General features: G+C 40.7%; 14 protein-coding genes. 11 read left to right on the plus strand and 3 right to left on the minus strand.

Translation table 11 applies throughout. From position 1 onward, the window contains the following. The first annotated feature begins 4 nt into the window (after positions 1 to 4). The 9 genes from nuoI to RR876_RS03965 all read left to right on the plus strand — a co-directional run bounded on the left by nuoI (position 5) and on the right by RR876_RS03965 (position 8,360). Positions 5 to 547, plus strand: a complete 543-nt coding sequence (gene nuoI, locus RR876_RS03925; protein WP_004651038.1) for an NADH-quinone oxidoreductase subunit NuoI — start codon at positions 5 to 7, stop codon at positions 545 to 547. Then, positions 547 to 1,065: an NADH-quinone oxidoreductase subunit J gene (gene nuoJ / locus RR876_RS03930; protein WP_171056751.1), complete on the plus strand. Its 519-nt coding sequence runs from the start codon at positions 547 to 549 to the stop codon at positions 1,063 to 1,065. Before nuoI ends, nuoJ begins: the two co-directional genes overlap by 1 nt. Further along, complete coding sequence (nuoK, locus tag RR876_RS03935) at positions 1,065 to 1,373, plus strand: NADH-quinone oxidoreductase subunit NuoK (protein ID WP_004695395.1); 309 nt, start codon at positions 1,065 to 1,067, stop codon at positions 1,371 to 1,373. Before nuoJ ends, nuoK begins: the two co-directional genes overlap by 1 nt. Then, on the plus strand, positions 1,370 to 3,259 hold the full coding sequence (gene nuoL / locus RR876_RS03940; RefSeq protein ID WP_094148762.1) for an NADH-quinone oxidoreductase subunit L: 1,890 nt from the start codon (positions 1,370 to 1,372) through the stop codon (positions 3,257 to 3,259). The genes nuoK and nuoL overlap by 4 nt, the downstream gene beginning before the upstream one ends. Positions 3,260 to 3,266: 7 nt before the next feature. Next, complete coding sequence (gene nuoM, locus RR876_RS03945; RefSeq protein WP_332476720.1) at positions 3,267 to 4,874, plus strand: NADH-quinone oxidoreductase subunit M; 1,608 nt, start codon at positions 3,267 to 3,269, stop codon at positions 4,872 to 4,874. Positions 4,875 to 4,877: 3 nt separating this feature from the next. After that, a complete protein-coding gene (gene nuoN / locus RR876_RS03950) occupies positions 4,878 to 6,374 on the plus strand; it encodes an NADH-quinone oxidoreductase subunit NuoN (protein WP_332476651.1) in 1,497 nt (498 codons plus the stop codon). A gap of 122 nt (positions 6,375 to 6,496) precedes the next feature. Beyond that, positions 6,497 to 7,132, plus strand: coding sequence for a uracil phosphoribosyltransferase (upp, locus tag RR876_RS03955; protein WP_058870138.1), 636 nt, complete (start codon positions 6,497 to 6,499; stop codon positions 7,130 to 7,132). An 81-nt stretch (positions 7,133 to 7,213) separates the two neighbouring features. Then, entirely contained in the window at positions 7,214 to 7,507 is a 294-nt protein-coding gene (locus RR876_RS03960) for a cold shock domain-containing protein (RefSeq protein ID WP_004982899.1), read from the plus strand. Between the two features lie 121 nt (positions 7,508 to 7,628). Next, positions 7,629 to 8,360: a cold shock domain-containing protein gene (locus RR876_RS03965; RefSeq protein WP_332476650.1), complete on the plus strand. Its 732-nt coding sequence runs from the start codon at positions 7,629 to 7,631 to the stop codon at positions 8,358 to 8,360. A 30-nt stretch (positions 8,361 to 8,390) separates the two neighbouring features. On the opposite strand, the gene gigC is transcribed toward RR876_RS03965, so the two are convergent. Further along, positions 8,391 to 9,269, minus strand: a complete 879-nt coding sequence (gene gigC / locus RR876_RS03970) for a LysR family transcriptional regulator GigC (RefSeq protein ID WP_010327351.1) — start codon at positions 9,267 to 9,269, stop codon at positions 8,391 to 8,393. Between the two features lie 85 nt (positions 9,270 to 9,354). On the opposite strand from gigC, the gene RR876_RS03975 reads away from it, so the two are divergent. Then, entirely contained in the window at positions 9,355 to 10,116 is a 762-nt protein-coding gene (locus RR876_RS03975; protein WP_332476649.1) for a ferredoxin--NADP reductase, read from the plus strand. A 155-nt stretch (positions 10,117 to 10,271) separates the two neighbouring features. Beyond that, positions 10,272 to 11,294: a molecular chaperone DnaJ gene (locus tag RR876_RS03980; protein WP_332476648.1), complete on the plus strand. Its 1,023-nt coding sequence runs from the start codon at positions 10,272 to 10,274 to the stop codon at positions 11,292 to 11,294. 46 nt (positions 11,295 to 11,340) lie between these two features. Here RR876_RS03980 and RR876_RS03985 read toward each other — a convergent pair whose 3' ends face one another. After that, entirely contained in the window at positions 11,341 to 12,012 is a 672-nt protein-coding gene (locus tag RR876_RS03985; RefSeq protein WP_332476647.1) for an HNH endonuclease, read from the minus strand. A gap of 3 nt (positions 12,013 to 12,015) precedes the next feature. Next, positions 12,016 to 13,455 (minus strand): AAA family ATPase, encoded by a 1,440-nt coding sequence (locus RR876_RS03990; protein WP_332476646.1) that lies wholly within the window; start codon positions 13,453 to 13,455, stop codon positions 12,016 to 12,018. Positions 13,456 to 13,514: the final 59 nt, after the last annotated feature.

A 13,514-nucleotide genomic window follows, 5' to 3' on the forward strand; every position in this document is an offset into this window, starting at 1 on the left:
TAAAATGTATAAAATTCTAGCTGGGTTCGGGTCAATCGTACGTTCACTGTGGATGGTTTTCTCACACGTGACACGTAAACGTGACACCATTCTTTACCCAGAAGTGCCAGCCGAACAAATTGTTCCACCACGTTTCCGTGGTCGTATCGTGTTAACACGTGACCCAGATGGTGAAGAACGTTGTGTTGCGTGTAACTTATGTGCAGTTGCATGTCCAGTTGGCTGTATTTCACTACAAAAAGCAGAAAAAGAAGATGGTCGTTGGTATCCGGAGTTTTTCCGTATCAACTTCTCACGTTGTATTTTCTGCGGTATGTGTGAAGAAGCATGTCCGACGACTGCAATTCAAATGACACCAGATTTCGAGTTGGGTGAATACGTTCGTCAAGACTTGGTATATGAGAAAGAAAACTTACTCATTTCGGGTCCTGGTAAATACCCAGACTACAACTTCTACCGTGTAACAGGTATGGCTGTAACTGGAAAAGACAAAGGTCAAGCGCAGCGTGAAAGCGCACCAGTTGATGTACGGAGCTTATTACCATGATGTGGCCATTTTATTTGATGGCACTTGTGGCCATCGTTTCTACGATTCGTGTTGTGACCAACGCGAATCCTGTACACGCTTTATTAAGCTTGATCGTGTCACTTCTGGCAGTTGCAGGCATGTTTATGATCGTGGGTGCGCCATTTGCTGGCGCGCTTGAGATCATCGTCTATGCAGGCGCGATCATGGTGTTATTCGTATTCGTAGTGATGATGTTAAACCTTGGTCAACACACCGTTGAACAAGAGCGTAAATGGTTAACATCGTCTGCTTGGGCATATCCAGCACTCATGAGCTTCTTAATGGGCTTGGTGTTGGTGTGGATGCTCGGCTCTGACTACACAGCGGCTGGCCCTGTTATGGGTACTGAAGTTGTGGGTCCAAAAGTCGTTGGCCAAGCACTCTTTACTCACTATTTATTATTGGTTGAAGTTGCTGCCATGTTATTGCTTGCTGCGTTGGTTGCAGCATTCCATCTTGGCAAACGTGAACCAGGTGCAGAAGAGGACAAACAATAATGGGCAACATCCCTTTAGAACATGGTTTGATTGTTGCAACCATTCTTTTTGCACTGGGTTTTTACGGTGTGATGGTGCGACGCAATCTATTATTTATGTTAATGAGCCTTGAAATCATGATGAACGCAGCTGCGCTTGCGTTTGTTTTGGCTGGTAGTGCATGGGTACAACCAGACGGACAAATCATGTTTATTCTGATCTTAACGCTTGCTGCGGCAGAGGCTTGTATTGGTCTTGCGATCGTCCTTCAGTTCTACCATCGCTTCCATCACTTGGATGTGGATGCTGCTAGTGAGATGCGCGGATGAGTTTTTTATATTTAACAGTATTATTCCCGCTCATTGGTTTTGTCCTTTTAGCGGCAGGTCGTAACAAGCTTCCTGAAAATGTCGCTGCCATTATTGGTGTGGGGGCAGTTGGCCTTTCTGCATTGGTTGCTTTGATCGCTGGTCTAGACTTTGTTAATAATGGCAAAGTGACTTATGTTCAACATCTTTGGACATGGTTCAATGTAGGTAACCTAAGCCCAGGCATTAGCTTACATCTTGACGGTTTATCACTGCTCATGATGGGTATGGTGACGGGTGTGGGTTTCCTGATTCACATTTTTGCATCATGGTATATGCGTGGTGAAGAAGACTTCGCGCGTTTCTTCTCTTATTTCAACCTGTTCGTTGCCAGCATGTTGCTGCTCGTATTGGGCGATAACTTAGCGTTATTGTTCTTAGGTTGGGAAGGCGTAGGTCTATGCTCTTACTTGCTGATTGGTTACTACTACCAAAACCCTGCAAATGGTTTTGCAGCAATTAAAGCATTTACCGTAACACGTGTCGGTGACGTTTTCTTACTGATCGCTTTGTTCTTAATTTACCAACAGTTCGGTACTTTAAACATTGCGGAAGTGGTTGCAGCTGCACCAACAGTGATGACACAAAGTTCATCTTTAACCATTTGGACAGCACTGATGTTGTTCTTGGGTGCAGCAGGTAAATCTGCACAGATCCCATTACAAACATGGTTGGCCGATGCAATGGCAGGTCCTACACCTGTATCTGCATTGATCCACGCTGCAACGATGGTAACAGCAGGTGTTTACCTGTGCTGCCGTATGTACACCGTGTTTGAAATGGCGCCTGAAGTGATGATGTTTATCTCAATCACTGGTGCGGTAACGTTGTTAGTGGCTGGTTTTGCTGCATTGGTTCAAACCGACATCAAACGTATTTTGGCTTACTCAACGATGAGTCAGCTGGGTTATATGTTTATGGCAGTGGGTGCTGAAGCTTACCAAGCAGGCCTGTTCCACATGCTGACTCACGCATTCTTCAAGGCATTATTGTTCTTGTCTTCAGGTGCAGTGATTTTGGCTTACCACCACGAACAAAACATCTTCAAGATGGGCGGTTTGTTCTACAAGAACAAATTCCTATTTGCTTGTTTCGCGATTGGTGGCGGTGCATTGGCCGCGATTCCATTCATTACCGTCGGCTTCTTCTCGAAAGATGCGATCTTGGGTGCAGTTTGGGTGCAAGGCGAATCAATCGCAGTGTATAACTCATTGTACTGGGTGGGTGTAGCAGGTGCTTTCTTAACGTCGATTTACACATTCCGTCTCATTTGGGTTGTGTTCTTTGGTAAAGAAAATACACCGTATCATGCGATTAAAGGCATTACCTTCTGGGGTCCTTTGGCGATTCTTGCTGTACTTTCAACTTTCGTCGGTGCGGCACTTAAAGCACCAGTGGAAAGCATTTTAAATGCAGCAAAAATTCCAGCATTTGTGATTCCTGAAGCTTTAGAACATGGTATGCACAGCGCAGAATATACCGCTGTGGGTATTGCATTGGTTGGTTTAGTGATTGGTGTGGTCTTGTTTGCGTTTGCTTATAGCGCAGTGAAAGGCTTTGCTAAAACGTCATTGGGTGCAGGTCTTGCAAACATTTGCCGTAATGCACTGGGCTTCGATGCGCTTTATGACATCGTTTTTGTGAAACCATATTTGCTTATTGCGAAGATTTTAGGTCGTGATCCAATTGATCGTTTGTGGTTAGTCTTGCCCGCACTTGTAAAAGGTGGTCATAGCTTCACAAGTTCACGTCAAACGGGTTCATTGCGTGATTACGCATCAAGCATGGCATTAGGTATCTTTGTATTACTAATGGTCTTGATCGTCACTCAGATCGTGGGGAAATAAGATGGAAATCACAAACAACTGGATTCTACCCGCGCTGATCTTAGTTCCGTTCATTGCTGGTTTTATTTGTTGGTTAGTCGACAAACTCGACGACAAACTGCCGCGTTATATCGCGTTAGTGGGTATGCTCATTACTTTGGGCTTAACTGTTGCGCTATGGCAGACAGGTACATTTAACTACGAACTTGGCGCGAAAGTACCATCGTGGTCTGCTGAATTCATGTTGCCATGGATTCAGACTTTAGGCATTAACATTCACTTAGCGGTGGATGGTCTATCTCTATTAATGGTGGGCTTAACTGCACTTTTAGGTGTGTTGGCTGTCGGCTGTTCTTGGGGTGAAATTCAAAAGAATGTTGGTTTCTTCCACTTAAACCTTTTATGGTCTTTGGGTGGTGTGATCGGTGTATTCTTAGCGATTGACATGTTCTTGTTCTTCTTCTTCTGGGAGATGATGCTTGTACCTATCTACTTCTTGATCGCACTTTGGGGTCATAAAGGGGCAGAAGGGAAGTCACGTGTTTATGCTGCAACCAAATTCTTCCTCTACACGCAAGTAGCGGGTCTTATCATGCTCATCGGTATCCTAGGCCTTGTGGTTTACGGTTACATGATGACGGGTATGATCGGTTTTGATTACAACTATTTATTAGCTGTAGCCAATACTTTAGACAAAGAATTACCTGCTGTTGCTTTTGCATTCATGCTGTGTTTATTCGTCGGTTTTGCGGTAAAACTTCCAGTTTTCCCATTACATGGCTGGTTACCAGATGCGCATGCGCAAGCCCCTACAGCAGGTTCGGTTGACCTTGCAGGTATCTTAATTAAGACCGCTGCATATGGTTTACTACGTTTTGTGATTCCATTCTTCCCAGCGGCTTCTGCACAGTTTGCAGACATCGCGATCATTTTCGGTTTAATCGGTATCTTCTACGGTGCTTGGTGTGCTTTCCAGCAAACCGATATGAAACGTTTACTTGCGTACACGTCAATTTCACACATGGGCTTTGTTTTACTTGCGATTTACGCAGGTAACATCTTAACCTTCCAAGGTTTGATGATCATGATGTTGGCACATGGCCTATCATCTGCTGCATTGTTCATTATGTGTGGTCAAGTATACGAGCGTGTTCACACTCGTGATATGCGTTTGATGGGCGGTATGCGTGGTCAGTTCCCATATCTTGCATTCTTCCTCATGTTCTTCGTGGCGGCGCTTGTGGGTATTCCAGGTCTAGGTAACTTCATTGGTGAGTTCCTGATCTTGATGGGTTCTTATGCAAAATTCCCAGTGTTTACTATTCTTGCAGCAGTAAGCTTAGTATTTGCAGGTCTTTATGGCTTGATTCTGATCCACAAAGCGTTGTTTGGTACGCCAAACGAAGAACAACAGCCGCACTACAACAACCCATTGAAAGATTTAAATGCGCGTGAAGTAGTGATCTTGTTAATCTGTGCTTTCGGTCTGTTATGGCTTGGTTTGTACCCACAAAGCTTCCTTGATATTTCAAATTCAAGCATGGCGTGGTTAGCGAACAGCTACATTCCTGTACAAGAAGTAGTTGATGTTGCGAGTCAAGCAACTGTTCAACTCGAAAATGTGGAGATGCAATAAGTCATGAACTTCACAATGTCATTTTCTGAGCTTATGCCTTTAGCTCCTGTGATGATCGTTGCTTTAACAACGATCGTCGTGATGATTCTTACTGCGATTAAGCGTAACCATAACTTAATTGCAACAGCATCAGTTGTGGGCTTAAACCTTGCAGCAGCATATGTACTATTCACAATGTTCGGTGGTGCTTTTAAACCTGCGAACGTGATGGGTATGTTCATGGTGGATGCGTTCACCTTGCTGTACCAAGTAATTATTCTAATTGCTGCTTTGGCATGCTGTACTCTGTCGCATGCTTATATCGAAAGCTATAAAGATAACCGTGAAGAACTGTATATCTTAATGTTGTCATCAGTGACTGGTGCAATGTTAATGGTGGCAAGCTCTCACTATGCATCGTTCTTCATTAGCCTTGAGTTAATGTCGATTCCTGTATATGGCTTATTGGCCTATACACACCAGCGCTCTAAGTCTTTAGAAGCGGGTGTGAAGTACTTGGTGCTTTCAGCAACAGCTTCGGCAATGTTGTTGATGGGTATGGCTTATATTTACGCGTACACAGGTTCAATGTCGTTCTATGACAATGTTCAAGCGTTAATGCAAAACATCCAACAGCCAATGGTACTTTTAGGTTTAGGCCTGATTGTTTTTGCTGTGGCATTCAAACTGTCTTTAGCGCCATTCCACAAATGGACACCAGACGTTTATGCAGGTGCACCAACTCCGATCGCAACTTTCCTTGCAACGGCTGCAAAAGTAGCGACGATTGGTCTGTTTGTACGTTACATTCTTACTTCAGGTGCGATCCTTGTTGACTCAATCGTGACGATCTTAACCGTGATTGCGGTGTTATCGATCTTGGTGGGTAACTTCCTTGCAGTGAAACAAGTGAACTTGAAACGTATCTTGGCATACTCTTCAATTGCGCACTTTGGTTACTTGTTGATTGGTTTAATCAGCATGACTTATGCAAGCCTTGGTAACGTATCGGTCTATGTGATCACTTATGTGTTAACTACGATTGGTGCGTTCGGTGCGGTTGCATTGATGTCTAGCCCATACAACAACGTAGACGAAGCAGAAAGCTTAGCGGACTACCGTGGTCTATTCTGGCGTCGTCCAGTGTTGACTGCTGTATTAACCGTGATGATGCTATCGCTTGCAGGTATTCCATTGACAGCGGGCTTCATTGGTAAGTTCCTTGTAGTCATGGCTGCGGTAACGACTCAACATTGGTTCCTTGCTGCGATGATCATCGTCGGTTCTGGTATTGGTCTGTACTACTATCTCCGTGTGATGGTTGTTATGTACATGACACCACCAGATGTACCGCGTGTAGATGCAGTCGATCATTGGGGCCAAAAAGTGGGTGGTATTATGGTGCTATTAGCTGCGGCAGCAGTGCTTGTGATTGGTATCTATCCAGATCCAATTATCAAGCTAGCACTTCAGTCAGAGATTCTATCTCCAATCCACTTTATGCTTTCTCAACAGCACTAATTTTTAAAAACGTTTCGTTTTAACAAAAAAGCCTCCATCAATTGGGGGCTTTTTTGTTTTTATCGCACGATAAAAAGCTTTATAATGTAAGGAATTTTATTTTACCTTTTAGGTGCTCTCCCGTGGCTATCCATGAAATTCGTCATCCACTGATTCGTCATAAGCTTGGTCTTCTTCGTCGTGCTGATATCAGCACCAAAAACTTCCGTGAGCTGGCTCAAGAAGTGACCATGTTGTTGACCTATGAAGCGACCAAAGATTTACCTGTTTGCGACCATGAAATTGATGGTTGGAATGGTAAAGTAACGGTAGACCGCATTGTGGGTAAAAAAATCACGGTTGTGCCAATTTTACGTGCGGGTATTGGCATGCTAGATGGTTTCTTAAACCTGATTCCAAGTGCTAAAGTGTCTGTACTGGGTTTAGAACGTGATGAAGAAACGCTTGAAGCACGTACTTATTACAAAAAATTAGTTCCAGATGTACAGAACCGTTTAGCGATGATCATCGATCCGATGCTTGCCACAGGTTCTTCATTGGTTGCTGCGATTGATGTATTGAAAGCAAGTGGCTGTAAAGACATTCGTGTGATGGTGTTGGTTGCAGCGCCTGAAGGCATTAAACGTGTTTTGGATGCGCACCCAGACGTCACTATTTTCACGGCTTCAATTGACCAAGGCTTAAATGCCAATGGTTATATCGTGCCGGGTCTAGGTGATGCGGGCGACAAAATCTTTGGTTCAGTTCAAAAAGATTAAGATTGAGCCCCAGCAAAAAGAGGCTTTTATAGCCTCTTTTTTATATACTACAACAAAGCGTGTACATATTAGGATCTGTTTATGAAGGCCGAGCAATATCAAGGAAAAGTTAAGCAATATAACGCTGACAAAGGTTTTGGCTTTATTTCCTCACCTGAAGGCGACGTATTTTTTCATATCTCGGATTTCCCTGCAGACTCAGGTGAGCCGAAACGCAATGAACGCGTGAAGTTTAATGTGGTTGAAAATGGCGATCGCAATAAAGCGATTAAAATTGAGCGAGTTGAAGACAACTCTGCTAAAGCCAAGAAGTCGAAAGTCTCAAGCCATAATAAATCGATTACCACAGATTTATTGTCTAATTTTCGACGCTAAGTCAGCGTTGATTCAGCGTTCAATCGTGCAAAGATTAATCTTTGTATTTTGAAGCAAAGAGGCTTTTTAGCCTCTTTTTTATTGATTACAATACAAAAAATACAGTTGAATAGAGCAGATTATGTTTCTGAAAGGAAAAATCAAAAGCTTTAGTACCTCACGTGGTTTTGGTTTCATTGAGGTGGAAGGGGATATTGATGATGTGTTTTTTCATATCAAAGATTTGCCACAGCACAACATTGAACCCAAGATTGGCGAAGCACTTCAGTTTATGATTGTAGAAGACCAAGGCAAGTTTAAGGCTGGCAATATCCAGCGGCTCGGTCTGTCCTCAGAAAGCAAAGCCACGACATCATCAAATAAGAAAAAAGCACGTACCCAAGCCTCACCACGTTACCATGAGGCAGGGCATAAAAGTACTATCATCACCGTGATTGGCATCATTATCGTCGCGGTATTGGGCTTTTTGACCTATGGGAAATATCAAAGTTATAGTGCAGAAAAGCAGCGTAAAGCTGAGCAGTTGATGCTCGAGCAGCAACAGATTGTAGAAGAACAGCGTAAAGCTTTAGGAAAGTTGCCCGATCAAATCTTATCTGAGCAAGGGAAGCGTAATTTAGATGCAGGTCTGCATCAGACCAATCAACCCCGTACTGAACGTGTAACGGAAAGTATTGATAAACAAAATGGTCGTTTACCTGTCAGCACTGGACAGTTTAAATGCGATGGACGAACCCATTGCTCCCAAATGCGTTCTTATGAAGAAGCGGTTTATTTCTTAAGAAACTGTCCAAATACCCAAATGGATGGGAACAATGATGGTGAGCCTTGTGAGCGCCAATTTGGGAAATAAAAAAAGCACCCTTGGGTGCTTTTTACTTACTTATTTTTCGCAGAATTTCATAAAGGCTTTGAGTCCTGGGCCTTGGTACTTCTGACGATGCACCAACATGAACAGTGGACGCGTGAGAGACCAAAACGGCGTATCAAGCACCACCAACTGGCCTTTTTCGCGCAAAGGCTCTGTTGCCAGTTTTGAAATACATGACATCCCTAAACCACCCGCCACGATTTTTAAAATCGCTTCATTATGACCCAAGGTCAGACGGATATTGGCATCAGGCAAGTCTTTTAAAATAGCATTATCAAACACTTCACGTGTACCTGAACCTTCTTCACGCAAGATCCATTCGACCGATTTAAAGTCTTCAGGCGTTAATGTGCGATTTAACTGCGCCAAAGGATGGTCTGGTGCACAGCAGACGGCTAATTCATCGTCACGCCAGTGAATACACTGGAGTTGTGGCAAGTGACAAGAGCCTTCAATCAAGGCCAAATCTAGTTGGAACTGATTCACCGCCTCAATCATTTGACGGGTATTCCCGACTTGTAGCTGTAAATGGGCTTGAGGTTGAATTTGTAAGAAGTCAGCCATCAGGTCAGGCATGAGGTAGTCACTGATGGTCAGGGTTGCACCCAAACGTAAATCAATGCTTTGTAACTCACCTTTAGCGGCTTGTTCGAAAGCATCACAGCGACCCAAAATTTCTAAAGCTTGTGGCAGTAGGAAACGACCCAAATCATTGAGTTGAAGACGCTTACCTAGACGGTCAAACAGTGGAGCCCCTAAACCGTCCTCTAGATCTGCTAAAGCCATACTCGCAGCACTCTGGGTGAGTCGAACCGCATCACTGGCTTTGGTTACTGTGCCTTCTTGAGCAACTGCTACAAAAACCGCCAACTGGCGTAAAGTCATGCGCATGAATATAGCCTTAACATTTAAAAAATATTAACAAATTATGTGGTCATGCTAACATGAGCAACGTCTTTGATGCCACGCTGAAATCATGTCAATTGAAAAATTTAGCCTAGAAAAGGTTTTATCCGTACACCGTTGGACCAATACACTTTTTAGCTTCACCATGACGCGTCCTGCACATTTTAAATTTACCGCAGGACAATTTGCCCGTATTGGCATCAAAGTGGGCGATGAATTGGTGGTTCGAGCGTATTCGGTGGTGTCCTCTCCTTTTGATGAAACTTTAGAGTTTTTCTCGATTGTGGTGCCTGAAGGTGCATTTACCTCAAATTTACAACATTTAAAAGTCGATGATGACATCTACCTCGAAAAGATCCCGTACGGCTTTTTGACTTTGGCGCGTTATCAGTTGCCATTACCAAAAGACTTGTGGTTACTGGGCACAGGGACAGGACTTGCACCTTTTATCTCGATGTTGCAAGACTTTGAGACGTGGTCGAAATACGAGAGGATTACACTGGTTTATAGTGTACGTACAGCCTCTGAACTGGCCTATGCAACACGCATTCAAGAAATTGCAGAGACCTTTGGTGAGGGCCATACAGGCTTTAAATTTGTGCCGATTATTACCCGTGATCCGCATGCGCCACTACATGACCGCTTACCTGTACTGATTGAAAATGGCGACTTGGAAAAAGCAGTCGGTTTGAGTCTGAACCCTGAAACTAGCCATGTGATGCTGTGTGGTAATCCGCAAATGGTCGAAGACACCAAAGAAGCCCTGAAAGCACGCGGTTTGACTATGAATCGCCGTGGTGAAGGAAATATTGCGGTCGAAAACTATTGGTAAAGCTATTTATCTAAATAAAATGCTCATCGAATGATGGGCATTTTTTCACTCAAAATTTGAATCACTCAGATTTTAAACTTGGCTCAAAGAGAGTAGCGCAGCTTGTGCGCTAAGATCACGCTATAATTTCTCCTTTGTACTGGGTTGGATGGGTTATGTCTTCAGCGTTAAAAACGACGGCTCAGCCAGAGGCTCAACTCAGTCCGCAGCAGAAAAAATTAAATCGTTTGATTGAACGTATTGAACAACAAAAACAAGAACTGGCAGCATGGAAAAATGCGCAAGCTGATATTCAAAACTATACGCGCAGCAAGCTTTTACCTGTGTATAGTGAGTTACACACGGTTCTATTTAGACAGCTCGAGACCGTGTGGAATCACTTGGCCAGCGATGCCTTTAGCAAAGCGGACTTGGCGCAGATTGACACCAAAATAGCCGCTTTAGCCAAGATGCTAAAAAAATCTCAGATGCTGACTTCTGCGCAGAAAGAACAGGTAGAGAAAATTGATACTTTCTATATGCAGCATGCAGAGCATGTACGTGCGAAGAAAGCCAAAGCAAACTCAATACAAAATCATGACCTCGCTGAAACGGTAGAACAAAACGTGGATGTAGACTGGGAAAATTATGAATATGATTCTGCCCAATATGAAGTAGAGCGAGAACGTGCCAAGCAGCTAAAACAACAAGAAAAACGTGAGCAAGCAGCCAAAATGGCAGCGCAGTCATTGAAAACCGTATATTTAAAAATTACCGCGATGATTCACCCAGACCGTGAGCCTGATGAAGCGAAGAAGTTAGATAAGACTGAACTTTTGCAGAAGGTCAATGAAGCCCATGCAGAGCAGGATTTATTTTATTTACTGAAACTTCAATTACAGCTAGAGACCAATAATGGCTTAAGCTCAAAAGCTTTAAGTTCTGAACAAGTGAAGTTTTATCAGTTGACTTTGGAAGCACAGAGTCAGAATTTGCAAAGCCAGTTAGAGGAGATCTTTGCGTCTTTTCACTTGAGCAGTCATATCAATACCAAACAGCTCAAAATGAGTGATGTGTATAAGGTTATAGATAAGGATGCTACTGAGCTAAAACAGCAGTTGAAGTGGGAAAAAGAACGGTTAAAGCATATGAAAAAGGTGAATGGGGTAGAAATGTTGTTGGGGCATGGGGTGCTTTAATGCTTTTCTCCCTCTCCCTATGGGAGAGGGTTGGGGTGAGGGTAAACTAAAAGACATTACCTACAATTTTCGATAAATCGACATCACGAGTAATATACCATTTCCAAAATGCTGAAAAAGGAAATTCAGGATCACACATAACCTTTAACTTATCTATTCTCATATTTTTTTCTGAAGCAGTTAATATTAGTGTGTCATCTAAAAGCTCATCTTTGATAATCAATAATTTAGTTTGATATCTCTGTATCTGTTGTATTAATGTGTGCCTACCAATACCCTTTAGAGCCGTATTCGTATCATTAAAACATAGATCAAGAAGTTTAATTGTAGATTCAATTTCATGATTACTACCTAAATTTCCAATCTTTACGATTACTTTATGGCCATCGTTATTGACAATCGGGCAGTGCAACTCTATAGCTTGAGCAACATCCAAAGTTTGGCAACAATCTAAAATATTCTTATGTATATTTGATTTAATACCATTACATCGAACACATGCGTAAAAAAGATTAGACCAATCATATTTTTTAACAAGATCACCTTCGTGTGGATCACGGTGCTCAATATTTACGTCCGGAAATCCCTTTCTTTCACATAGATAACATTTAGAAAAGAATATTTCTTGAAGTACTTCGACTACGTCGGCTGCACGGTAATCTTTAGTTGATTTTGTTAAGCTTTTAGGGAAATCACTTGGTCTTATAATTGAAAACATGGATTAATTATCTCCATGTTTTAACTTTTTAAGTTTATCTTTTGCGATCATATATTGAAGTTGTAGTTCTACAGAAAGTTTATCAAAATCTTTATTAATTTCATTTAATAATTTTTGAATTGAATTTAGATCTTGAGTTTGATTTTCTGATCCAATGAATTTTAATAGATGATCTGATAGCACTCTAAGATTTTCATTTTCATTTTTTACATGAAATAGTTCTTTAATTATTGATTCATGTGAATAGTGGCTTAAATCATCTTCAAAAAATTCACCACTTGAAATGTCATAAACAACAGTATCATTATCTGTTGATGTAATTACAAAAGGAGAATGGGTGCTGACAATGAATTGAATTTTAGGAAAAGCTTTTATTAAAAAAGGTAATACCTTCTTTTGTAGAGAAATATGTAAATGAACGTCAATTTCATCAATAATCGCAATACCTGCTAAATTTTCAGGTGCTAAGTTTTGTATCTGTGCACGCATTAGTAAATTAGCGTAAATGTTAAAAGTTGCTCTAAATCCAGAAGATAAAGAGTCAAAGGAAAAAAAATAATTTTTTTGACTATCTATGAGTAAAACTTGATTACTCTGGTGATTAAATGAAATTCTAATATTAGGATTTTCTAATATAAATTTAAGATCTTTTTCTACTTTTTTAAACCAATGCAGAAGTTTCTTAACTTCATTATTCATTTTTATTAATTTTGGTTGTTGCTCGGAGAATAAGATAAGTTTTGATTTATTTGCAATTAAATATGCTTCTAATGCCTCTTCAATATTATTGAGATTTTCATTTAACTGATAATCTTCATAGTCTTGGAAGACTTTCATAATTAATCTATCATTTTGTACTCTAGAAGCATCAAAGATAAAAATTTGTTCTTTATTAAAATTATTTGGAGATATTTTAAATAATTTTGATATTTTATGATACTGATCAATGGAAATGGTAAGACGATTAATAAAATCTTTAATGTATTCAGGATTGTTGTAATAATAATACTCTTCACTAATCTTATTAGGATTAAGTTCCTCTCTATGTGATTTTTTTAAATCCTCATTTGTATTAATTATATAGTTCTGATTATCTAGTTGAAAATTTTTAAATTTTTTAAGAAATATAGAATAAAGTTGAGATAAGTTTTTTTTGAAATCATTTTCATTCAAATTTTTATTTCTTAAGTCATAATAAATTTTAATTTCTTCAGTTTTTAAATCTAGAGACTTAGGGAAGTTGTCTATACCATATTTAATATTTTTTAGTAAATTTTCACGTTCTAAGTCTTGATGTTGAAAATTTATATTATTTATTAAGTTGTCTTCTAATTGTCTTAAAAAACGAGTTTTTCCAGAGCCATTTTTCCCTGTAATTATCAAATTTCTTTCTTTTAACTCAATTTTTTTATTCTGATAGTATAAAAAACTAATTTTGCTCATAATAAAATAAAGGGCTGAATAATCAGCCCTTTATACTACAAATTAGATCAAACTATCAA

The sequence above is a fragment of the Acinetobacter sp. genome, assembly GCF_036666595.1.
Classification (GTDB): Bacteria; Pseudomonadota; Gammaproteobacteria; order Pseudomonadales; family Moraxellaceae; genus Acinetobacter.